General features: G+C 66.9%; 21 protein-coding genes. 12 read left to right on the forward strand and 9 right to left on the reverse strand.

Going from position 1 to position 20,466, the window contains the following annotated elements; genetic code table 11:
• The first annotated feature begins 3 nt into the window (after nt 1–3).
• The 3 genes from AC1DZY_RS15840 to AC1DZY_RS15850 all read left to right on the forward strand — a co-directional run bounded on the left by AC1DZY_RS15840 (nt 4) and on the right by AC1DZY_RS15850 (nt 1,049).
• Nucleotides 4–438: a hypothetical protein gene (locus tag AC1DZY_RS15840; protein WP_476821086.1), complete on the forward strand. Its 435-nt coding sequence runs from the start codon at nt 4–6 to the stop codon at nt 436–438.
• Between the two features lie 85 nt (nt 439–523).
• Nucleotides 524–778: a type II toxin-antitoxin system Phd/YefM family antitoxin gene (locus AC1DZY_RS15845; RefSeq protein ID WP_476821087.1), complete on the forward strand. Its 255-nt coding sequence runs from the start codon at nt 524–526 to the stop codon at nt 776–778.
• Nucleotides 768–1,049, forward strand: a complete 282-nt coding sequence (locus AC1DZY_RS15850) for a type II toxin-antitoxin system RelE family toxin (RefSeq protein WP_476821088.1) — start codon at nt 768–770, stop codon at nt 1,047–1,049. The genes AC1DZY_RS15845 and AC1DZY_RS15850 overlap by 11 nt, the downstream gene beginning before the upstream one ends.
• 6 nt (nt 1,050–1,055) lie before the next feature.
• On the opposite strand, the gene AC1DZY_RS15855 is transcribed toward AC1DZY_RS15850, so the two are convergent.
• Together AC1DZY_RS15855 and AC1DZY_RS15860 are read right to left on the reverse strand one after the other, a co-directional pair.
• A complete protein-coding gene (locus tag AC1DZY_RS15855) occupies nt 1,056–3,311 on the reverse strand; it encodes a mechanosensitive ion channel family protein (RefSeq protein WP_476821089.1) in 2,256 nt (751 codons plus the stop codon).
• A gap of 67 nt (nt 3,312–3,378) precedes the next feature.
• On the reverse strand, nt 3,379–4,569 hold the full coding sequence (locus tag AC1DZY_RS15860) for a pyridoxal phosphate-dependent aminotransferase (protein WP_476821090.1): 1,191 nt from the start codon (nt 4,567–4,569) through the stop codon (nt 3,379–3,381).
• Nucleotides 4,570–4,710: 141 nt separating this feature from the next.
• On the opposite strand from AC1DZY_RS15860, the gene AC1DZY_RS15865 reads away from it, so the two are divergent.
• From AC1DZY_RS15865 to aat, 5 genes are all read left to right on the forward strand, one after another.
• Nucleotides 4,711–5,517, forward strand: coding sequence for a DsbA family protein (locus AC1DZY_RS15865; RefSeq protein WP_476821091.1), 807 nt, complete (start codon nt 4,711–4,713; stop codon nt 5,515–5,517).
• A gap of 107 nt (nt 5,518–5,624) precedes the next feature.
• Nucleotides 5,625–6,083 (forward strand): type II 3-dehydroquinate dehydratase, encoded by a 459-nt coding sequence (aroQ, locus tag AC1DZY_RS15870; RefSeq protein WP_476821092.1) that lies wholly within the window; start codon nt 5,625–5,627, stop codon nt 6,081–6,083.
• A gap of 71 nt (nt 6,084–6,154) precedes the next feature.
• Nucleotides 6,155–6,610 carry an acetyl-CoA carboxylase biotin carboxyl carrier protein gene (gene accB, locus AC1DZY_RS15875; RefSeq protein WP_476821093.1) on the forward strand — a complete coding sequence of 152 codons (456 nt, stop codon included), beginning with the start codon at nt 6,155–6,157 and terminating at the stop codon, nt 6,608–6,610.
• Nucleotides 6,611–6,636: 26 nt separating this feature from the next.
• Nucleotides 6,637–8,001, forward strand: a complete 1,365-nt coding sequence (accC, locus tag AC1DZY_RS15880) for an acetyl-CoA carboxylase biotin carboxylase subunit (protein ID WP_476821094.1) — start codon at nt 6,637–6,639, stop codon at nt 7,999–8,001.
• A 238-nt stretch (nt 8,002–8,239) separates the two neighbouring features.
• A complete protein-coding gene (gene aat / locus AC1DZY_RS15885) occupies nt 8,240–8,869 on the forward strand; it encodes a leucyl/phenylalanyl-tRNA--protein transferase (RefSeq protein ID WP_476821153.1) in 630 nt (209 codons plus the stop codon).
• 3 nt (nt 8,870–8,872) lie between these two features.
• Here the strand turns inward: aat and AC1DZY_RS15890 are convergent, their stop codons facing one another.
• The 5 genes from AC1DZY_RS15890 to AC1DZY_RS15910 all read right to left on the reverse strand — a co-directional run bounded on the left by AC1DZY_RS15890 (nt 8,873) and on the right by AC1DZY_RS15910 (nt 11,805).
• The gene (locus tag AC1DZY_RS15890) at nt 8,873–9,505 is read right to left on the reverse strand and encodes a DUF2155 domain-containing protein (protein WP_476821095.1); all 633 of its coding nucleotides are present in this window, start codon (nt 9,503–9,505) and stop codon (nt 8,873–8,875) included.
• A 103-nt stretch (nt 9,506–9,608) separates the two neighbouring features.
• Nucleotides 9,609–10,139 (reverse strand): chromate transporter, encoded by a 531-nt coding sequence (locus AC1DZY_RS15895; RefSeq protein ID WP_476821096.1) that lies wholly within the window; start codon nt 10,137–10,139, stop codon nt 9,609–9,611.
• Nucleotides 10,136–10,732: a chromate transporter gene (locus AC1DZY_RS15900; protein ID WP_476821097.1), complete on the reverse strand. Its 597-nt coding sequence runs from the start codon at nt 10,730–10,732 to the stop codon at nt 10,136–10,138. Before AC1DZY_RS15900 ends, AC1DZY_RS15895 begins: the two co-directional genes overlap by 4 nt.
• Before the next feature lie 36 nt (nt 10,733–10,768).
• Nucleotides 10,769–11,179 (reverse strand): NADH:ubiquinone oxidoreductase subunit NDUFA12, encoded by a 411-nt coding sequence (locus AC1DZY_RS15905; RefSeq protein WP_476821098.1) that lies wholly within the window; start codon nt 11,177–11,179, stop codon nt 10,769–10,771.
• A 122-nt stretch (nt 11,180–11,301) separates the two neighbouring features.
• The gene (locus AC1DZY_RS15910) at nt 11,302–11,805 is read right to left on the reverse strand and encodes a hypothetical protein (protein WP_476821099.1); all 504 of its coding nucleotides are present in this window, start codon (nt 11,803–11,805) and stop codon (nt 11,302–11,304) included.
• 720 nt (nt 11,806–12,525) lie between these two features.
• On the opposite strand from AC1DZY_RS15910, the gene AC1DZY_RS15915 reads away from it, so the two are divergent.
• Nucleotides 12,526–16,248: a vitamin B12-dependent ribonucleotide reductase gene (locus AC1DZY_RS15915; RefSeq protein ID WP_476821100.1), complete on the forward strand. Its 3,723-nt coding sequence runs from the start codon at nt 12,526–12,528 to the stop codon at nt 16,246–16,248.
• A gap of 819 nt (nt 16,249–17,067) precedes the next feature.
• Here AC1DZY_RS15915 and rsgA read toward each other — a convergent pair.
• Nucleotides 17,068–18,066, reverse strand: a complete 999-nt coding sequence (gene rsgA / locus AC1DZY_RS15920; protein WP_476821101.1) for a ribosome small subunit-dependent GTPase A — start codon at nt 18,064–18,066, stop codon at nt 17,068–17,070.
• Nucleotides 18,063–18,470 (reverse strand): GFA family protein, encoded by a 408-nt coding sequence (locus AC1DZY_RS15925; protein WP_476821102.1) that lies wholly within the window; start codon nt 18,468–18,470, stop codon nt 18,063–18,065. Before AC1DZY_RS15925 ends, rsgA begins: the two co-directional genes overlap by 4 nt.
• 154 nt (nt 18,471–18,624) lie before the next feature.
• Here AC1DZY_RS15925 and AC1DZY_RS15930 point away from each other — a divergent pair, with 154 nt between their 5' ends.
• The 3 genes from AC1DZY_RS15930 to AC1DZY_RS15940 all read left to right on the forward strand — a co-directional run bounded on the left by AC1DZY_RS15930 (nt 18,625) and on the right by AC1DZY_RS15940 (nt 20,371).
• Complete coding sequence (locus AC1DZY_RS15930; protein WP_476821103.1) at nt 18,625–19,593, forward strand: Gfo/Idh/MocA family protein; 969 nt, start codon at nt 18,625–18,627, stop codon at nt 19,591–19,593.
• A gap of 64 nt (nt 19,594–19,657) precedes the next feature.
• A complete protein-coding gene (locus tag AC1DZY_RS15935; RefSeq protein WP_476821104.1) occupies nt 19,658–19,960 on the forward strand; it encodes a hypothetical protein in 303 nt (100 codons plus the stop codon).
• Nucleotides 19,961–20,095: 135 nt separating this feature from the next.
• A complete protein-coding gene (locus tag AC1DZY_RS15940) occupies nt 20,096–20,371 on the forward strand; it encodes a YARHG domain-containing protein (RefSeq protein ID WP_476821105.1) in 276 nt (91 codons plus the stop codon).
• Nucleotides 20,372–20,466: the final 95 nt, after the last annotated feature.

The raw sequence follows: 20,466 nt of genomic DNA on the forward strand, positions 1-20,466 counted from the left end.
GCGATGCCGCCGCCCCGCAACCGCGAAAGGCAGGTTCTGATCGCGCTCGCTGTTGCCGGGCTGCTCGGTCTTGCCTGGCTCGGCTGGCTGGCGCTGGGCGGTCTCGGCGTCGCACTTCTTGGTCTGTCGGTCCTGTTCGTCGCGCTCAGGGTGGAGCTGCAACGCGACAGCCCTGTCAGCACGCAGTCGAGACCCGAATCCTACGCCAACCATTTTCGCAGCGAAGCCGAACAGCCGCAGGCCGACCGCGCCGACCGCCGCGCCAAAATCGCGTCAGTGGCCTCGACAGCGCGGCTCTTCGTGATCGCTGGGGCGCTGCTCACGACGGCCGGGTTCGCACTGCTCTTCTCTGGCGTCGCGCAGCAACGTTTTCCGACGGTGTTCTGGGCTCTGAGCGATGCGTCGATCAATCTCTTCCAGAAAGGCAAGCCTTGGTAGAGACAAGTCGCCGCCGGAATCGCATTGATTTCCGTATTGGAAATGATACGGTATATAATACGATTATCCGGTGGAGACGATGATAATGACGGGGCTCCAACGTGTCGAAGCCGACTATGCGGTCAGTGTCTCGGAGTTGAAGAAGAGTCCTTCGGCCGTGATCGAAGGCTCCAAGGGCGGCGCCGTCGCCGTCCTGAACCATAACCGCGTCATGGCCTATATGGTGCCTGCCGACACCTATGAGGCGATGCTCGAACGGCTCGACGACATGGCGCTGATCGAGACCATCAAGGCGCGCGCTGGCGAGGTCGGCGTGCCGGTCACGCTAGATGAGCTATAGCCTCGCCTACCTGCCCTCCGCGCGGAAGGAATGGGACAAGCTCGGCGAGACGGTCCGCAGGCAGTTCAAGAAGAAACTGGCGGAGCGGTTGGCTCATCCATGCGTAGCGGGCGACGCGCTGCATGGCATGCCGAACCATTTCAAGATCAAGCTGAGGCAGGCAGGCTACCGGCTGGTCTATCGCGTCGAGGATGAGGTCCTGACCGTGCTTGTCGTCGCCGTCGGCAAGCGTGAGCATTCCGACGTTTACGAAGCAGCAAAACGCCGTTAGGCCCTCTCACCCCGCCGCCGGCGCAAGCGGGCTCGGCGGCGGCACGGACGAGATCGCGGCGGCGGCTTGGGTCGGGTTGCCGTCGCCGCCACGCACCGTGACGGCATTGGACGCGAACGGCACGCCCGCCTGGTTGAGCGCGCGATAGACCCGCTTCAGCGCCTCGCGTTGCAGCGCCGAAGCGTGGTTGGGCTTGGCGGTGAATTTCAGCCGGATCACCACGGCGCTGTCGAGGATGTCGGCGACGCCCTGCATCTTGAGCTGCGTGATGAAATGCGGCCCGAATTCCGGGTCTTCCAGCATGGCGAGGCCGGTCTTCTTGATGGTCTTGCGCGCGATCTCGATATCGGCCGAATGGTCGAGCCTGACATTGAATTTCAGCGTCGCCCAGTCGCGGCTGGCGTTGGTCAGCGACGGGATCTGGCCGAACGGAACCGTGTGGATCTGGCCGCTCTGGTGGCGCAGCTGCATCGAACGCAGCGAGATCTTCTCGACGGTGCCCTTCAGCCGCCCGGTATCGACGTATTCGCCCACGCGGAACGCATCCTCGACCATGAAGAAAAAGCCCGACACGATGTCGCGGACCAGCGCCTGCGAGCCAAACGAGATCGCAAGGCCAAGAATGCCGAAACCCGCCAGCAGCGGCCCGATGTCGACGCCAAGCTTGGACAGCACCACGAGCCCGGTCAGGCCAACGACCGTAGCCAGGACGACGCCCCGGATCACAGGCAGCACGGTCGCCAGCCGGGAGGGCGCATGCTCCTCCTCGACGACGTCCTCATCCGCCGGCAGGGTCGAGCGCGGACGTGGCGAATAGGCGTCGAAGAAGCCGCGGAGGAAGACGAGCGTGACCCAGCCGCCGAAGACCAGCACCGCCACCGCCTGCAACTGTCGCCGGAAGGCGACGTAGTCGACCGACGCCGTGTCGATGAAGAAACCGGCCCAAAGCTGCGTCAGCCAGTAGACCGACGCGATCCAGATCACCCCGCCGGACGCCGCCTGCACCGCCTTGCCGATCGCTCCCGCCAACGGCGACGGCGCCGCCTGCGAGGCGCTGCGCGCGCGCCAGCATCCGATCAGGCTGGAGACGCCGACAGCGCAGACCGGCGCGAGCACGACGATGAACTGCGTCAGCCCGGCCGCTGCGCCCCAGCGCGCACCGTCGCTCATCATCGCCGCCGCACGCCCGATCATCCAGATCGCGATGGCGCTGGCGATATAGAGCCAGGGCGCCAGACGCGCGAGCAGACGCAAGCCAACCGCCGGCTCCGCCGAATGCCGCAGCACGAGCGCGCGCAAATCCTGGCGCGCATCCCAGAACCACCAGACCTTGAACAGCGTGATGGCGAGGCCGTTGACCGCGAATAACCCCGCCACCGACGCCTTGTCGCTCGCCACCTGCAGGCCAAGCGTGGTCATGGCGAGAATCAACGGGCCGCAGACGGCATAGACGACCAGAAGCCCGAAATGTCGCTCGGCCCGGGGAAGCGGCAGCAAGCGACGCTCGCTTGCGCGCGGCGACAGCAGAAAGCGCCCGACCACCAGATAGGTCGCTGTGATCGCCAGCGCCTGCGCCAGCGTATCGGTCGTAACGGCCGCAAGATCGGCCTGCGGCAGCAGCGTGACCTTGCCGATGCGCAGCGCCGCGAAGAACAGGATCGCGCTCGTCAAATCCTGAAGCAGGCCAAACCCCGAGGCGACAACGCGAGGCGTGAACTCCGGCCCCTTCGGCGCGAGTCGCCGCGCAAACCACTTGGCGCTGGCCATCCGCCACGCCGCCGCGATGCCCGTTGCGAGTGCGACGATCAGCAGGAGCCTGCCTCCGGCCGGCAGGCCGCCGATGCCGTTGCGATTGGCAGCCCACGCCCGTCTCCAGTCGGCCGGAAGCGTGGCGACAGCGGGAATCGCAGCGTTGCCATAGTCAAATCCAGCGACGAAATTGTCCCAGAAGGTCTCGAGCCGCGACTCGTCGGCCGCCGGCGGCAGACTCGCGCCCGGCGAAGCGGCAGCCGCTGCGCCGTCCCGGACGGCAAGTCGGATATCGACCCTGCGCCCGGCAGCCGACAGTGCGTCGACCATTTTCCGGATGGTTTCGGGCGCCTCGTCGCCTCGCAGCGTCAGGTTTACGGGCGCGTCGGCCTGCGCGAGCGCCGGTCTCGTCAGGCAGGGCCCGACGAGAGCAAATCCGACGAGCAGGAGGCCAGACCAGCCGACACATCGCAACCTCGCGATCAAACCGCCCCGCCGAGATTGTTCGCGCATAACCCGCTCCGCCGATCGTCGAGAGGGACCATGAGAGCGCCGCTGCCCCCTTGCAAGCGCTGCCGTCTCAGCGCCGCTTCAGCCAGCCGCCGAGCCGCGCCACGGCGTCCTCGCATTCGGCCAGCGATCCGGCGAAGGAAAGTCTGGCCGTCCGCGCGCCGCGTCCCTCGTCGAAATCCAGCCCGGGCGTGATCGCGACACCGGCCTGTTCGAGAGCATCCCGGCAGAACGCCATGGAATCGTTGGAATATCGGCCGATGTCGAGATAGATGTAAAACGCTCCGTCGACAGGCAGGAAGTCGCCGAGGCCGATCTCCGGCAGCGCTTTCAGCAGATAGGCGCGGTTTTCCGCATAGCCCGCCCTGATCGCCTCGCATTCCTCGGTTGCCTCGAACGCAGCCTCGCCCGCGACCTGGCTGAGATAGGGCACCGAGATCGAGAAATTCTGCTGCAGCCGCTCGATTGTGCGCACGAGACGCTCGGGCGCCACGAGCCAGCCGACGCGCCAGCCGGTCATGCAGTAATATTTCGAGAACGAGTTGACGATGATCGCATCGGGATCGGCGGCGAGCGCGGTCGTCGCCGGCGTCTCATAGGTCAGCCCGTGATAGATCTCGTCGGAGATGTACCAGAGGCCGAGCCTGCGGCATTCGGCGGCGACGGCAGAAATGGCGTCGGGCGTCATCACCACCCCGGTCGGGTTGGCCGGGCTCATCGTCAGCACGCCGGCGAGCGGCGCCTGCGCATGCGCTCTGGCGATCAGCTCCGGCGTCAGGGCAAAGCGGGTTTCGGGGCCGACCTCGATCGCGACCGGCACGAGCCCGAGCGCGATCAGGATGTTGCGATAGGCCGGATAGCCCGGCGCGGTTATCGCGACGCGCGCGCCCGGCTCGAAACAGGCCAGGAACGCCAGGATGAAGCCGCCGGAAGAGCCCGTCGTGACGATCACGCGCTGCGCCGGAACGCTGATGCCGTAGCGCTCCCGGTAATGCCGGGAGATGCGCGCCCGCAGCGAATCGGTGCCCAGCGCCTGCGTGTATCCGATGCGGCCATGCTCCAGCGCCTTGCCGGCCGCGGCCCGGATCGAGGCCGGCGTCGGGGCCGAGGGCTGGCCCACCTCCATATGGACGACAGAGCCGCCGTTTCGCTCGATCGCGGCCGCCTGATTCATCACATCCATGACGATGAAGGGCGAGACCGCCTCGGCGCGGGCGGCAAGCGCGGGCATCGGCGCGCGCATGGATTCTGGCTTGCTCATGCGCGCTGCCGTAACCGAGCGCACCGCCTCCCGCAACCGCTGGCAGAGCTGTGATTTGACGCGACTGCCGCAACGGCGGAGAAGCTGAGGAAACCCCGATGCGCCGCGCCATCGCGCCGGCGGCCTCGAAAGGATGACGACATGACCCTTGCGACCCTGTTCGGACTGGCCCGCGCCGGCCTGAAGCGTTCCGGCCTTGCGCTCGGCCTCGGCATCGCGCTGCTTGCGGCGCCCGCCTTCGCCCAGAGCCAGCCGATGACGCCGGAACTGCGCGCCGCCATGGTCGAGCTGATCCGCGAGACGCTTTTGAAGAACCCCGAGATCATCCAGGAAGCGATGGTCGAGCTCGAACGTCGCAACACGGTCGCGCAGGCCGAGGCGCAGCGCAGCGCCGTGACCGCCGAGAAGGCGCGCCTGATCGACCCCGCGACGTCCGTGATCGTCGGCAACCCGCAGGGCGACGTCACCCTCGTCGAGTTCATGGATTACAATTGCGGCTTCTGCAAAAGAGCGCTGGACGATGTCCGCGCGCTCGCCAAGGAAGACCCCAAGCTCAAGGTCGTGATCAAGGACTTCCCGATCCTGGGACCTGATTCCGTCGAGGCCAGCCGCGTCGCCATCGCGGTCAAGAACCAGCTCCAGGGCGTCAAGTATTTCGATTTCCACAACAAGCTGATGGCGACCAAGGGCCGCGTCAACGGCGCCAAGGCGCTCGAGATCGCCAAGGAATCCGGCGCGGATGTCGAGCGCGTCAAGAAGGAGATGGACGGACCGGCTACGCGCGCCGTGATCGAGGACACGGTCGCTCTCGGCGATCGTCTCGGCCTGACCGGCACGCCGGCCTTCATCGTCGGCGACGAGGTCGTCTTCGGCGCGGTCGGCCCGGGGCCCCTGAAGGTCAAGATCGAAGCGATCCGCAAATGCGGCAAGACGAGCTGCAGCGGCTGATCGGCGCCGCCTGACCGCAACAGACCGGCAGGCTTCCCCTGCCGGTCCGCAACCGCTAAGAGGACCACCTCTGCCGCCCTTGCGCGGCGCAGGAATCAGCGCGCGCCATGGTCGCCGTCCATGTCCTCAACGGACCCAATCTCAATCTGCTCGGCACCCGCGAACCGGCGACCTATGGCGCCGTAACGCTGGCTGGCGTCGAGGAGCGGCTGAAGCTCAAGGCCGCGGCGGCGAATGTCGACCTGACCTTCCGCCAGACCAATTACGAAGGCGAACTCGTCACCTTCATCCAGCAGGCGGGACTGGCCGGCGCGGGCATCATCATCAATGCCGGGGCCTACACCCACACTTCGGTCGCGCTGCGCGACGCGATCAAGGGCACCGAGGCTTTGGCTATCGAGGTCCATGTCTCCAACGTCCACGCCCGTGAGGAATTCCGGCATCATTCCTATATGGCGCCGGTCTGCGTCGGCGTGATCTGCGGCTTCGGCGTCGCCAGCTACGATCTTGCTTTCGACGCGATCGTGCCGCTTCTGCAGAAGCGCATCGCGAAACCGGCCGGCTGAGCAGCCAGTATCCCTCACAACGGGCGCAACCAGCGCTCCTCCGACACGACGATGAAGACGGTGAAATCGCCATGGCGACCAAAAGCCCGATCGACCCCGAACTGGTGCGCGAACTGGCGCAGCTGCTGAACGACACCGACCTCACCGAGATCGAGGTCGAAAAGGGCGATCTGCGCGTCCGCGTCGCCCGCACCATCAGCACGACCGTGCATGTGCCGGCCGCCGCGCCTGTCGCGATGCCTGCCGCGCCCGTGACGGCGGCTCCCGTCGAGGGCAAGGCCGCCGCCGCCCATCCCGGCGCCGTGACCTCCCCCATGGTCGGCACCGCCTATCGCCGGGCCTCGCCGGAAGCCAAGCCGTTCATCGAGATAGGCTCGATCGTGAAAGCGGGCGAGCGCGTGCTGCTGGTCGAGGCGATGAAGACCTTCAACGACATCGTCGCCCCGCGCGCCGGCAAGATCGTCGCCATCATGGTCGAGGATGGGCAACCGGTCGAATACGGCGAGCCGCTGCTGGTGATCGAGTGAGCGCCCGGAGCGAGGCTGGCTTCAAGATGTTCGACAAGATCCTGATCGCCAACCGGGGCGAGATCGCGCTGCGGGTGCTGCGCGCCGCCAAGGAACTCGGCATCGCGACCGTCGCGGTCCATTCCACGGCCGACGCCAACGCCATGCATGTGCGCCTCGCCGATGAGAGCGTCTGCATCGGTCCGCCCTCGGCCCGCGAGAGCTATCTCAACATCCCCGCACTGATTGCGGCCTGCGAGATCACCGGCGCAGACGCCGTGCATCCCGGCTACGGCTTCCTCTCCGAGAACGCCCGCTTCGCCGAGATCCTCGACCGGCACAACATCGCCTTCATCGGCCCCAAGGCCGAGCATATCCGCTCGATGGGCGACAAGATCGAAGCCAAGCGCACCGCCAAGCGCCTCGGCATCCCCTGCGTGCCGGGGTCGGAAGGTGGCGTCACCGACGATGACGAGGCCTTGCGGATCGCGGCCGAGATCGGCTTTCCCGTGATCATCAAGGCGGCATCCGGCGGCGGCGGCAAAGGCATGAAGGTGGTGCGCAACCCCGACGACATGTCCGTCGCGCTGTCCACGGCCCGCACCGAAGCCAAGGCCAATTTCGGCGACGACGCCGTCTATATCGAGAAATATCTCGAGAAGCCGCGCCATATCGAGATCCAGGTGCTCGGCGACGGCAAGGGCCACGCCATTCATCTGGGCGAGCGAGATTGCTCGCTGCAGCGCCGCCACCAGAAGGTCTGGGAGGAAGGCCCCTCGCCGGCCCTCAACGCCGGCGAGCGCGACAAGATCGGCAAAATCTGCGCCGACGCCATGGCCAAGCTCGGCTATCTCGGCGCCGGGACGATCGAGTTCCTCTACGAGGACGGCGAGTTCTATTTCATCGAGATGAACACCCGTATCCAGGTCGAGCATCCGGTGACCGAGATGATCACCGGCATCGACCTCGTCAACGAGCAGATCAGGATCGCGGCTGGCGCGCCGCTCTCGATCACGCAAAAGGACGTGGTGATCGAGGGCCACGCCATCGAATGCCGCGTCAACGCCGAGCATCCCGCGACCTTCCGGCCCTCGCCCGGCAGGATCGCCTCGTTCCATACGCCGGGCGGCCTGGGCGTGCGCGTCGATTCGGCGGCCTATCAGGGCTACGTCATCCCGCCGCATTACGATTCGCTCGTCGGCAAGCTGATCGTGCATGGCCGCAACCGGGCCGAATGCCTGATGCGCCTGCGCCGTTCGCTCGACGAGTTCGTCGTCGACGGCGTCGACACCACCCTGCCGCTGTTTCGCACGCTGGTGCGCAACCCCGACATCCTCAACGGCGACTACAACATCCACTGGCTCGAGAAATTCCTCGCCGCCGGCGGCATGGGCGAGCCGGGCGAGGCGTAGTTCGCCATTCTCCCAAGAGCCCTCATCCTGAGGAGCCGCGTAAGCGGCGTCTCGAAGGATGGTCCAGATGTCTCCGGAGCCTCCTGGAACATCCTTCGAGACGCAGCCTTCGGCCGCTCCTCAGGATGAGGGCTGAGGGTGGGAAAGCCGATTTGACTCACCCGCCGTCCCGCGCTCCCCTGCTTTCATGAAAGCCCGTTCCGTGCCTGTCCGCTCGCCGGTGATCACGCCCGATGTGATGCTGCGCGCCTATGCGGCGGGCATTTTCCCGATGGCCGAGAGCGCCGACGATCCGGGCCTGTTCTGGGTCGAACCCGAGTTGCGCGGCGTCATCCCGCTCGACGGTTTCCATCTCGCGTCGCGGCTGGCGCGCACGGTGCGCAGCGACCGCTTCGAGATCAGGGTCGACAGCGAGTTCGACCACGTCATCGCCGCCTGCGCCGAGGCCAAACCCGACCGGCCCGAAACCTGGATCAACAGCCGCATCCGCGAGATCTTTCGCGAGCTCTTCCGGCTCGGTCATGTCCACACCGTCGAGTGCTGGCGCGACCATCGCCTCGTCGGCGGGCTCTATGGCCTGGCTCTGGGGGGCGCCTTCTTCGGTGAATCCATGTTCCACCGCGAGACCGACGCCTCGAAGGTCGCGCTGGTCCATCTCGTCGCCAGGCTCCGGCGCGGCGGCTATGCCTTGCTCGATGCGCAGTTCCAGACCGCCCATCTCGCCCAGTTCGGCACGCGCGAAGTGCCGCGAGCCGCCTATCAGGGCCTTCTCGAAAGCGCGATCGCGACACCGGGGCACTGGTGGGCCTGGCCAAGGGCCGAGACTGTCACCGGCGCGCAGGCGCTCGCCGAACTGGCCCCCGCCTGACGCTCAGCGGTTGCCGCCGCCCGACGAATCGCGCGGCGCGGCCGGGTTGGTCGGGAAGAAGCGCTGGGTCGGCGCCTGGCGCGGCGCGACAGGCACACCCTGCGGCGGCTGCACGTCGATGCGACCGCCTGCCGGGGGCTGGCCGCCCGGCTGCGTGACGTCGCGCGTCGGCGTCGTGCGCGGCCGGCGCGGTTCGTCGGGCACCGGGGCTTCCGGCTCCTTGGGATCGACCACGAGCTCGGTGCCGCCTTTGCAGTCGGTCAGCCAGACATCGTAGATCGCATGTTCGACGCCATGCAGCCCGGGGCTCGCCGCATACATCCAGCCGGTGAAGATGCGCCGGTACTCGTTGTTGAAGGTCACCTCGTCGACCTCGGTGAAGGAGGTCGTCTGCGGCGCTTCGGTCGGCGGCCGCGACCAGCAGACGCGCGGCGTCAGTTGCAGCGCGCCAAACTGCACGGTCTCGTCGACCGCCACCTCGAAGGAAATGATTCGGCCGGTGATCTTGTCGAGACCGGCGAAGACGGCTGTGGGATTGCGGATGCGGTCGGCATGGGCCGTGCCGGTCAGAGCAAGCGACAGCAGCGTGGCGGAAACCAGCCCGGCGACAGGCGGAAGGCGGCGAAGCGTCGGCATGCGGACAGCGAATCTCTCAAAGGGCGCGACAGATGCCGCGACGCCCGCGCAGTAACACGGCAAAGGCAGCGGAAAAAGGGCGCTTGCGACATGGTCCCGAAGCTTATGGCAGACCCACCCCGCTCAGGCCGATCAGGGCTCCGACCGCCAGCACGACAAGCGGATGCAGCCGCGTCGTCGTCATCACGACGGCGCTCGCGGCTGCTATCGCCAGCAGCACCCATTCATGCGTCGTCGCGCGGGTGATCACGACGGCGCTGGCCGCCACCAGCCCTGCCGTGATCGGCACGAGTCCCGCCTGAACGACGCGCCGCCACGGCCGGTCGCGGAAGCGCTCCCAGAGATGCATGACGATGCCGAGCAGCACCGACGAGATGCCGAAATTCGCCACGGAAGCCACGATCAGCCCAATCAGGCCGGCGACCTGCCAGCCGACCAGCGGCACGATCATCATGTTGGGGCCTGGCGCCGCCTGCGCGAGCGCAAACAGCGCGCCGAACTCCTGCGCGTTCATCCAGTGATGGACATCCACGACCTGACGCTGAAGTTCGGGCAGCATGCTGTAGCCGCCGCCGAAGGCGAGCACCGAAAGCTGGGCGAACAGCACGAAGAGCACGAGCGGCGTCGCGGTCATCGCTCGAACCTCCAGCTTGCCAGAATGCCGAGCGGCGCCATGACCAGCATGGTCGGCACCAGCGGCAGCCGCAGCACTGCGACGGCAAGCACGACGAGCAGCGCGACGACGAGCCCGACCGGCCGGAGTCTCAGCGGCAGCGCGATCTTGATCGCAGTCGAGATCAGGAGGCCGGCAGCGGCGGCGGCGAGCCCCGCGAAGACATGGCGCAGATGTGGATCGGCGGCATAGCGCGAATAGACGACGCCGAGGCTGACAACGATCAGGGTCGGCGCCGCCAGCAGCCCGAGCAGGCCAGCGATTGCGCCTCGCACGCCGCGGAACTTCAGCCCGACCGCAACAGACATGTTGACCGCATTGCCGCCAGGCATGAACTGGCAGACGCCGAGCAGTTCGGTGAACGATTCGGGCGAAAGCCAGCGCCGCTGCTCAACCAGCATGCGGCGCAGCATCGGCAGCACTCCCCCGAAGCCGGTCAATCCCAGCATCAGGAAGGCGAGGAAAATCTGCAGCGTGGCAGGCCTTGTCTGCTCGGGGCCCGGATCGGTCAGGTCGGCCGTATCACCAGGACCCCGGCCGACGCCTTCGGGCATGGGAGCGTCTGGCGCGGCCACCGGGCGGGCGCGGCCTCAGCGCCCGGGCGTCCAGGCCTCGTAGTCGCCGGTCGCGGCCGGGCGCTCACCGTCCGACAGGGTCGAGCCCTTGGGACGATAGGCCAGCGCCGTGCCCGTCCAGTTCTGCTGGTGCGGCTGCTGCCACTCGCGCGGCTCGTAAGTCTCCTCGGACGGCGCGACATCGACGGTGTGATGCAGCCAGCCGTTCCAGCCCGGCGGAACATTCGAGGCCTCGGCCTCGCCATTGTAGACGACCCAGCGCCGCTGGATGCCGAGCGCCTTGTCCTTCACGCCGCCCCTGGTGCGGTAATAGACGTTGCCGAATTCATCGGCGCCGACCCGCTCGCCGAAGCGCCAGGTGTGGAAGCGCGTGCCGATGGTCTGGCCGTTCCACCAGGTGAAGATCTGGAGCAGCAAGGGCTTCATTGAAGTTGCGCCTGTCGCGGTCGTTTGCCTGCGCGACTTATGAAGAGACGGCGACGACCTGTCCAGTGCGCGGGCGGACATGGCGGCCCAATCGCGGCTGCCTCCCGGTCAGGCCGGCCGCATCAGGCGCATTTCGTCAACGTCAGCATACCTGTCAGCGCTTTCACCATCTCGCGGTCGGGCAAACGCGGCGACCCCGTCGCCCGGTCCAGTTCCATGATGCTGGCGGGGTAAAGCCTGTCCTTGTTGCGCCTGAGCGTCAGGCTGAGCTTGAGGCCCGACCAGTCGCTCAGCTCCGCCGCCACGTCGCCGGCTTCCGGCACGAAGCGCGAGGCGATGCCGGCCATCTTTGCGAAATTCCGGGTCGTGATGCGCAGATCGGTATCCCCGCCACGGCGCTCGGCCCGATCGATGGTCGCGACCGCAAATCCGCCAATTCCGCTCTCCACGACGATCTCCGTCTTGTCGATGCGCACGCCGCCCTCGCCGCAGGCCGCCCTGGCCTCGCCAGACCGCTCGCGACCATGCGCCGCCCAGCGGCCGGCGAGTTCGGGCGTCAGGGGATCGGGCGTACAGCCGGCGATCAGGAACGGCACGGCCAGGGCAAGCAAGGCGAGACGGCGCATTGGAGATCCCATCGTGTTCGGGAGATCATAGGATGCGATACGCGCCCTTAAGGCGCGGTTCGCCTGGCTGCTGGCATTGCGGCAATCGCGGAAATCTTTTCGCCACGATTCGGCCTCGATTCGAGGCCCCTGCGAAAAGCCGTCATTTCCGGCGAAGCTCAGGCGGATTCAACCACTTGCCCGCAGCGCCGCAGACGCCGGTTGCGCTGGCTGCCCCTGAGGTCGCGCCAGTGACCATTGGTTAACCACCAGCGCATGCATTTGAGGGGTTTTTTCTGCCGTCCACTGTGGCAGTCTTGCCGCGTGGATGGGATTCGTCCCGCGATTCCCAAGGCTTAGCGAATGCCTTGAAACTTATCCCCACAACTCACACATACCCACCAGATGTCGTGTCCACAGGCTTCGCCTCACACTAATCCTTGACGCGCGGACCCATTCGGGACTAAATTTTGACGGTCGCGTGACGGCCGGCGGAGACGCCTTCGACACCCGCAAAAGAGTTTCCAGAGGGGTCGAGGTGGTCACGACGCGGCAAGCCGGCAACGGCTGCGGCGGGCGATCGCTTGCGGACCGTTCTGGCCGCAACCGGGCGAGACGGCGGGAAACACCGCCGCTGCGTCCAAGGGGCATCAAACCGAGTTGGGCTGACATCAGGAGCCGGTGAGCAACCGGCCGCGCGAGGCTTTTTCGCTCGCGGCAGATCTTAAGGGACGACAGATCATGCGCATCGAGCGCCGCTACACCTCAGCCGGCCAGTCGCCTTACGCGACGATTCCCTTCCGCTCCGCCGTCAGCGAGATCCGCAATCCCGACGGCTCGATCGTATTCCGGCTCGAGGGCATCGAGGTGCCCGACGCCTGGTCGCAGGTCGCCAGCGACGTGCTCGCGCAAAAATATTTCCGCAAGGCGGGCGTACCGGCCGCGCTGAAGAAGGTCGAGGAGAACGACGTTCCCTCCTTCCTCTGGCGCTGCGTGCCTGACGAGGCGGCGTTGTCGGCTCGGCCGGAGAAGGAGCGCTACGGCTCCGAAATCTCGTCCAAGCAGGTCTTCGACCGGCTGGCCGGCTGCTGGACCTATTGGGGCTGGAAGGGCGGCTATTTCTCCTCGGAGGAAGACGCGCAGGCCTTCCATGACGAGCTGCGTTTCATGCTCGCCCGCCAGATGGTCGCGCCGAACTCGCCGCAATGGTTCAACACCGGCCTGCACTGGGCCTATGGCATCGACGGCCCGAGCCAGGGCCATTTCTACGTCGACTTCAAGACCGGCAAGCTGGTGAAGTCGAAGTCGAGCTATGAGCATCCCCAGCCCCATGCCTGCTTCATCCAGGGCGTGCAGGACGACCTCGTCAACGAGGGCGGCATCATGGACCTCTGGGTCCGCGAAGCCCGCCTGTTCAAATACGGCTCGGGCACCGGCTCGAACTTCTCGATGCTGCGCGGCGAGGGCGAAAAGCTCGCCGGCGGCGGCCGCTCCTCTGGCCTGATGTCCTTCCTCAAGATCGGCGACCGGGCAGCAGGCGCGATCAAGTCGGGCGGCACCACGCGCCGCGCCGCCAAGATGGTCGTGGTCGATGTCGACCACCCCGACATCGAGACCTATATCGACTGGAAGGTGCGCGAGGAGCAGAAGGTCGCAGCTCTCGTCACCGGGTCGAAGGTCGTCCAGAAGCACATGAAGGCCGTGATGAAGGCCTGCGTGAACTGCGAGGCCGATGGCGACGCCTGCTTCGACCCCGAGAAGAACCCCGCTTTGAAGCGCGAGGTAAAGCTCGCCCGCAAGGCGATGGTGCCCGACAACTACATCAAGCGCGTGATGCAGTTCGCCCGTCAGGGCTACACCGAGATCAAGTTCGACACCTACGACACCGACTGGGATTCGGAGGCCTATCTCACCGTCTCCGGCCAGAACTCGAACAACTCGGTCTCGCTGACCGACGATTTTCTGCGCGCGGTCGAGACCGATGGCGACTGGAACCTGACCGGCCGCACCACCGGCAAGGTGATGAAGACGCTGAAGGCCCGCGACCTCTGGGAGAAGATCGGCTACGCCGCCTGGGCCTCGGCCGATCCCGGCCTGCACTTCAACACCACGATGAACGACTGGCACACCTGCAAGGCGTCTGGCCGCATCCGCGCGTCCAACCCCTGCTCGGAGTACATGTTCCTCGACGACACCGCCTGCAACCTGGCCTCGGCCAACCTGCTGCAGTTCTACGACCGCGGGGCCAAGGCCTTCGACGTCGCGGCTTATGAGCATCTCTGCCGGCTCTGGACCGTCGTGCTCGAAATCTCGGTGACGATGGCGCAGTTCCCCTCCAAGGAAATCGCCGAGCTCTCCTATGAGTACCGCACGCTTGGCCTCGGCTACGCCAATATCGGCGGCCTGCTGATGACCATGGGCCTCGGCTATGATTCAGACGAGGGCCGTGCGCTGGCCGGCGCGCTGACCGCCGTGATGACCGGCGTCAGCTACGCCACCTCCGCCGAGATGGCGGGCGAACTCGGCCCCTTCCCCGGCTACAAGAAGAACGCGGCCCACATGCTGCGCGTCATCCGCAACCACCGCGTCGCGGCCCATGGCATGGCCGCGGGCTATGAGGGGCTCGAAGTCACACCCGTCCCGCTCGACCATGGCACGCTCGCCCGCCTCGGCGGCTCCAGCGCCCTGCTCTCGGAGCGCGCCCGCATCGCCTGGGACAATGCGCTCGCGCTCGGCGAGAAGCACGGCTACCGCAACGCCCAGTCGACCGTGATCGCGCCGACCGGCACGATCGGCCTCGTCATGGATTGCGACACCACCGGCATCGAGCCCGATTTCGCGCTGGTCAAGTTCAAGAAGCTCGCCGGCGGCGGCTACTTCAAGATCATCAACGGCGCGGCGCCCGACGCGTTGCGGGCGCTCGGCTATCGCGAAAGCGAGATCGCCGAGATCGAGGCCTATGCCGTCGGCCACGGCTCGATGGCGCAGGCGCCGGGCGTCAACCACGGCTCGCTTCGCGCCAAGGGTTTTCCGCAGGACAGGATCGACGCCGTCGAGAAGGACCTGAAAGCCGCCTTCGACATCAAGTTCGTCTTCAACAAATGGACGCTGGGCGAGGATTTCCTGGTCAACGTGCTCAAAGTTCCGGCTGAAAAACTGGCCGAGCCGACCTTCGAGCTCCTGCCCTTCCTCGGCTTCAGCAAGGCCGAGATCGAGGCCGCCAATGTCCATGTCTGCGGGGCGATGACGCTGGAAGGCGCGCCGCACCTCAAGCTTGAGCATTACAACGTCTTCGACTGCGCCAACCCCTGCGGGCGCATCGGCAAGCGTTATCTCTCGGTCGAGAGCCATATCCGCATGATGGCGGCCGCCCAGCCCTTCATCTCGGGCGCGATCTCGAAGACCATCAACATGCCCAACGACGCCACCGTCGAGGACTGCAAGAGCGCCTATATGCTCTCGTGGAAGCTCGCGCTGAAGGCCAACGCGCTCTACCGCGACGGCTCGAAGCTCTCCCAGCCGCTGAACTCGGCCCTGATCGCCGACGAGGATGACGAGGAGGATGCGGTCGAGGCGCATTATCAGCAGCCGATGGCGGCCCGCACCACGCAGCTGACCGAGAAGATCGTCGAGCGCATCGTCGAGAAGGTCATCCGCGAGCGTGAGAAGATGCCGAGCCGCCGCACCGGCTACATCCAGAAGGCGGTCGTCGGCGGCCACAAGGTCTATGTCCACACCGGCGAATATGCCGATGGCCGCCTCGGCGAGATCTTCATCGACATGCACAAGGAGGGCGCAGCCTTCCGGGCGATGATGAACAACTTCGCCATCGCGGTCAGCTTGGGCCTGCAATATGGCGTGCCGCTGGAGGAATATGTCGAGGCCTTCACCTTCACGCGCTTCGAGCCCTCGGGCTTCGTGCAGGGCAACCAGTCGATCAAGAACGCGACCTCGATCCTCGACTACGTCTTCCGCGAACTGGCGATCTCCTATCTCGGCCGCCACGACCTCGCCCATGTCGATCCCAGCGAAATCGGCCATGACGTGATGGGCGGCGGCGTCGATCAGGGCAAGGCTCCGGAGGTCGTCGCCCCCGTGACCTCGAGCCCGCTGGCCTCGACCGGCTTCCGCCGCGGCAAGCCGATGAACTTCCATGCCATCCAGGGCGGCGGCACGCCGGCAAACCTCGACACGGTCGCGCGCGGCGGCTCCAACGTCATGGCGCTGGCGACCATCGGCGCAACCGCGCTGAAGGAAGAGCCGGAGGCTAATGGCGAGGCCGAGATGGCCAAGCTCGGCTTCTCCGCCCCGGCCGCCCAGCCGACGGCGTCAGAGCGCCGGGCCGAGGCGATCATGAAGGGGTACGTGGGCGATTCCTGCGGCGAGTGCGGGAATTTCACGCTGGTGCGGAATGGGACGTGCCTGAAGTGCAACACGTGTGGGAGCACGACGGGGTGTTCGTGAGCCGTAGCAATCAGTGATTGCTGACGAGAATGGCGCTGGAAGAACCCCTCTCCTGTAAGGAGAGGGGCAGGGGTGAGGTGATGGCCGCTGGACCAGCGAAACGCCAGGCGAGCCGCAGCGAACCCGAGCTAAATGCGAGCAATGGCCAACACCTCACCCTGCCCTCTCCTTACAGGAGAGGGTTCTCCGTCGTGTTTCCCGCGCGAAACTTATCCCCGCCCTCCACACGCCAGCCTACTCTGCCATGACCTCATCCCCGAGGGGCAGCCATCCGGAGGCACGCCGATGGTCGGGATGGGGGCGGCGCCTGCGGCTGGCTTTGCACGCCAGACTCGGGAGGCTTCGGGGCACCGCCCTGGGGGTACTACGGCCCCTGTGCGAGGAGCTCGCTGGAACGGTCGGCGGCAGGAAAGCCATTGCCCAACGCCTGGAAGACGCGACAACCCGCTGAGGGGAACTGGCGTCCGACAGGTTCGCGGCAGCGGCAGGCAATCGACCCGATAAGCGCGGCCCGGAGCCAAAAATCGCCGACGGGCGGAGCGCCACGGGGCGTGCGGGCAGTGGCTCAATCTGCCCGCGCCGCAGCCTGGCTCAATGGTTGCGGCACGATACCAACACGCGCCTCGCGGCGCTCCGCTGCCCCTCGTCTAACAACCGACGCAGACATGCGGGCGGGAGCGAATACGCGCGTCATTCTCGGGCGGAGCGGCAGCGCAGACCCGAGAATCCCGTGCCGGATGAGGCGCAATGAAGCGGGACGGAGCGCGGCACGAGATGCCCGGGTCAAGCCCGGGCATGACGGCGGCGAGACGGTATCCCCTACCGCCGCCTCCCCCGCGCCCCCTTCACCACCGGAGTCTTCGCCTGGTTCTCCGCATCGAGCTTGCGCCAGCGCGCCAGCCGCTCGGGATCGACCCTGCCATCCTTGACCGCCTCCTGAACGGCGCAGCCGGGTTCGTGCTCATGGGTGCAGTCGCGGAAACGGCAGAGATGCGTCAGCTCGCTGATCTCGGCGAACAGCATCTCGAGGCCGACGGCCGCGTCGCTGACATGGAGCGTGCGCATGCCAGGCGTGTCGATGACCCAGCCGCCGCCTGCAATCGCGTGCAGCGAGCGCGAGGTCGTGGTGTGGCGGCCCTTGGCGTCGCTGGCGCGGATGTCGCCGGTCTGCTGCTCGTCACCGGCGTCGTGACCGGCGAGCGCATTGACCAGCGTCGACTTGCCGACGCCCGACGAGCCGACCAGCGCGACGGTGTCGCCCTCCTTGCACCAGGGCGCGAGCACCGTTGCCGCATCGGGGCTGAGCGGGTTGACGCTCGCGACGATCAGCCCGCGCTGCAAAGCCGATGCCTGTTCGCGATAGCGCTCCGCGTCGTCGACGAGATCGGCCTTGGTCAGCAGGATCACCGGCTGCGCCCCGCTCTCATTGGCGAGCGCCAGATAGCGCTCCAGCCGCGCCACGTTGAAATCGGCATTGCAGGAGGTGACGATGAACAGCGTGTCGATATTGGCGCCGGCGAACTGGGGCGTCTTGCCGCCCTCGGTGCGCCGCGCCAGCACCGTGCGGCGCTCCAGCAGGCGCCGCAGCAGATGCCTGCCGGGCTCGACCAGCACCCAGTCGCCGACCGTGTAGTCGCCGGTGTTGGCGTGGACCGGCAGCTCCAGGCGGATCGGCCCCTCCGGCACGATCGCGCTCATCCGGGCGCGATGGACGGTCGCGATCCGGGCCGGCACGAGGCCGGCATCGTCGGTCCCGCATTGCCGCGCGAAGAAGTCGGACCAGCCCAGAGCCGTCAGCGAAGGCGTGGCGGCGCTCATCTGGGGGGCTGCTGATGTTCGAATCGTCCTGCCCCCTCGCGGTCGCGCTCATACCGTCTCGTGAGCGGAAACGGCGGCAGCCAGGATTCGCGGCGGATGGTCCAGAGCTCGTAGGTCGGCACGAACTGGTCGGGGGCGTCGAGCGATCCCAGATGGACTTCGATTTCGTCGCCGCTGCGTCCGAAAACCGGCGAGCCGCAGCGCGGGCAGAAAAACCGCCCCTCATAGTCGCGGGTTTCGCCCTGGATCGTCACGGCCTCCTGCGGAAAAATCGCCGAGGCGTGAAACAGCGCGCCGTGAGCCTTGCGGCAGTCGAGGCAATGACAAACGCCGACCCGGTACGGCCGTCCCGACGCGACGATTCTGACATTGCCGCAGCGGCAGCCGCCAGTGAAACGGTCCATGCTGCGTCCCCTCTGACATCGCGCGGTCGCAACGGTTACAACGAACCCTGTCTTGCGTCCACGAACGAAGCGTCAGCCTTTTTGCCGGTGGGATGCCCTTCAAAACGCCACACAAACCCTGCTATCCCCGCACGTCCGCAACCGGAGTTTCGCCATGCCTGCACCCGTCACCATCGGCATCATCGGCGCGGGCATCATGGGCGAGCGCCTGCTGCGGGCGATCCTCGACCAGCCGGCGGAGACGATGCGCGTTGCCGGAATCTGGGATCCGTCGACCGAGGCCATGCTGCGCATCGCGGCCGCCCTCCCCGCCGTGCCGCGCCAGCCCGACGCGCTGGCGCTGATCGCCGCCAGCGACTGCGTCTACATCGCCTCGCCTCCGGCCTCCCATCTCGGCCATGCCCGCGCCGCGCTCAGCAGCGGAAAGTCGGTCTTCTGCGAAAAGCCGCTGGCGRTCGATGTCACGGACGCCCGCGCCTTCGTCGCGCAGGCCGGCGACCGGGGCGCGGTCAATTTTCCCTTCGCCTCCTCCTTTGCCGTCGCGGCCCTGCGCGACTGGATCGCGCAGGGCGAGATCGGCGCGGTCTCGAAGGTTGCGATCGAGGTCGGCTTCGCGGTCTGGCCGCGCCCCTGGCAGGCTGACGCTGCTGGCTGGCTCGACCGCGCGGCGCAGGGCGGCTTTACCCGCGAAGTCGTCTCGCATTTCCTGTTCCTGACCCGCCGCATCGTCGGCCCGCTGCACGGCCTCAAGGCGAAAGCCTCCTTCCCCGACCCCGAAAAATCCGAGCGCGCGATCGCAGCCGAACTGTTCGCGGGCGAGACCCCGGTCGCGCTCACGGGAGGAGTCGGCACGACCCTGAAGGACGACCACAACATCTGGACGCTGGAGGGCGACAGTGGCGCGGTCAGACTGCGCGACTGGTCGATCGCCGAGCGCCGCCTGCCCGACGGAACCTGGCAACCAGCGAAAGGTGCGTTGCCCAACGAGCAGGCCCGCCCGCTCGCGCTGAAACGCCAGCTCGAAGGCGTCGTCAGCCTGACGCGAGGCGAGCCGCACCATCTGGCGACGCTGGCGGAGGCGCTGGAGGTGCAGGAGATCGTCGAGGCTATTCTGACGGGTTGATTGAGCGCGGAACCATTCTCCCGCCCGCGCGTTTGGACTTGGGGCGCTTGCGGAGACTCCCGCCATGATCATCGCCGGTCTCGTTTCGCTCGCTTTCGCGGGCAATGTCGCTATCCCCGTCGCCGCCTCTCCGCCACGCTTTGATATCGAGCAGACCTGCCGCAACGCAGGCGAACCTTACACCGGTGTCGGCCGGCCCAATCAGGCCTGCCGCGACGATGAGAGCAAGGCGGCCTCCGACCTCCGGCAGAACTGGACGAAATTCAACATTCGCCAGCGCGATGTCTGCGTCGAGGGCGCAAGGCTCGGCGGCCCGCCGAGCTATGTTCAGGTCCTGACCTGTCTGGAAATGGCCGCGCATCGCTGACGCGCGGCGATTTCCGCAGGGATCCGCGCTTGTCATACATGGTGCCGACCAGCTTTTTCGTGCATTTTCCGGTAACTTGCCGTTACTGGCGACCTGCGCGAGGCTTCCGTGAGCGCGACGAAAAGGGGCGGCGACATGACCAGATCGGCATTCTGCATCGGCGCGCTCGCGCTGATCGCCTGCGCATTGCCCGCGCCGGCTCGCGCCGATACCTGCGAAGATCTCTGGTTTTCGCGCAACGAGGTCTACAAGGCGCAGGGCTACTGCTTCAAGACGACCCGCGCGATCCGGGCCTTCGGCAATGCCGGCTGCGCCTATGACGCGCTGGAGGAGGTTCCGCTCAGCAACGCCCAGCGCCGGATGGTCGCCGACCTCGCCCGCGAGGAGCGCGCGCGCGGCTGCCCGCGCTGACGCCCAGGCTCTGCTGATGCCCAGGCTCTGCTGACGCCCAAGCTTTGCTGTGGAAGGCGGTGGCCGCGCGCCCGACGATGCGCGCGCCCATGCTA

Source organism: Allobosea sp. P2_A10 (assembly GCF_056405115.1).

What these genes read in the sequence shown, in the direction of transcription:
- AC1DZY_RS15840 (WP_476821086.1), top strand. Translation starts at nt 4, where the DNA reads ATGCCGCCGCCCCGCAACCGCGAAAGGCAGGTTCTGATCGCGCTCGCT.
- AC1DZY_RS15845 (WP_476821087.1), top strand. Translation starts at nt 524, where the DNA reads ATGACGGGGCTCCAACGTGTCGAAGCCGACTATGCGGTCAGTGTCTCG.
- AC1DZY_RS15850 (WP_476821088.1), top strand. Translation starts at nt 768, where the DNA reads ATGAGCTATAGCCTCGCCTACCTGCCCTCCGCGCGGAAGGAATGGGAC.
- AC1DZY_RS15855 (WP_476821089.1), bottom strand. Translation starts at nt 3,311, where the DNA reads ATGCGCGAACAATCTCGGCGGGGCGGTTTGATCGCGAGGTTGCGATGT.
- AC1DZY_RS15860 (WP_476821090.1), bottom strand. Translation starts at nt 4,569, where the DNA reads ATGAGCAAGCCAGAATCCATGCGCGCGCCGATGCCCGCGCTTGCCGCC.
- AC1DZY_RS15865 (WP_476821091.1), top strand. Translation starts at nt 4,711, where the DNA reads ATGACCCTTGCGACCCTGTTCGGACTGGCCCGCGCCGGCCTGAAGCGT.
- aroQ (WP_476821092.1), top strand. Translation starts at nt 5,625, where the DNA reads ATGGTCGCCGTCCATGTCCTCAACGGACCCAATCTCAATCTGCTCGGC.
- accB (WP_476821093.1), top strand. Translation starts at nt 6,155, where the DNA reads ATGGCGACCAAAAGCCCGATCGACCCCGAACTGGTGCGCGAACTGGCG.
- accC (WP_476821094.1), top strand. Translation starts at nt 6,637, where the DNA reads ATGTTCGACAAGATCCTGATCGCCAACCGGGGCGAGATCGCGCTGCGG.
- aat (WP_476821153.1), top strand. Translation starts at nt 8,240, where the DNA reads ATGCTGCGCGCCTATGCGGCGGGCATTTTCCCGATGGCCGAGAGCGCC.
- AC1DZY_RS15890 (WP_476821095.1), bottom strand. Translation starts at nt 9,505, where the DNA reads ATGCCGACGCTTCGCCGCCTTCCGCCTGTCGCCGGGCTGGTTTCCGCC.
- AC1DZY_RS15895 (WP_476821096.1), bottom strand. Translation starts at nt 10,139, where the DNA reads ATGACCGCGACGCCGCTCGTGCTCTTCGTGCTGTTCGCCCAGCTTTCG.
- AC1DZY_RS15900 (WP_476821097.1), bottom strand. Translation starts at nt 10,732, where the DNA reads ATGCCCGAAGGCGTCGGCCGGGGTCCTGGTGATACGGCCGACCTGACC.
- AC1DZY_RS15905 (WP_476821098.1), bottom strand. Translation starts at nt 11,179, where the DNA reads ATGAAGCCCTTGCTGCTCCAGATCTTCACCTGGTGGAACGGCCAGACC.
- AC1DZY_RS15910 (WP_476821099.1), bottom strand. Translation starts at nt 11,805, where the DNA reads ATGCGCCGTCTCGCCTTGCTTGCCCTGGCCGTGCCGTTCCTGATCGCC.
- AC1DZY_RS15915 (WP_476821100.1), top strand. Translation starts at nt 12,526, where the DNA reads ATGCGCATCGAGCGCCGCTACACCTCAGCCGGCCAGTCGCCTTACGCG.
- rsgA (WP_476821101.1), bottom strand. Translation starts at nt 18,066, where the DNA reads ATGAGCGCCGCCACGCCTTCGCTGACGGCTCTGGGCTGGTCCGACTTC.
- AC1DZY_RS15925 (WP_476821102.1), bottom strand. Translation starts at nt 18,470, where the DNA reads ATGGACCGTTTCACTGGCGGCTGCCGCTGCGGCAATGTCAGAATCGTC.
- AC1DZY_RS15935 (WP_476821104.1), top strand. Translation starts at nt 19,658, where the DNA reads ATGATCATCGCCGGTCTCGTTTCGCTCGCTTTCGCGGGCAATGTCGCT.
- AC1DZY_RS15940 (WP_476821105.1), top strand. Translation starts at nt 20,096, where the DNA reads ATGACCAGATCGGCATTCTGCATCGGCGCGCTCGCGCTGATCGCCTGC.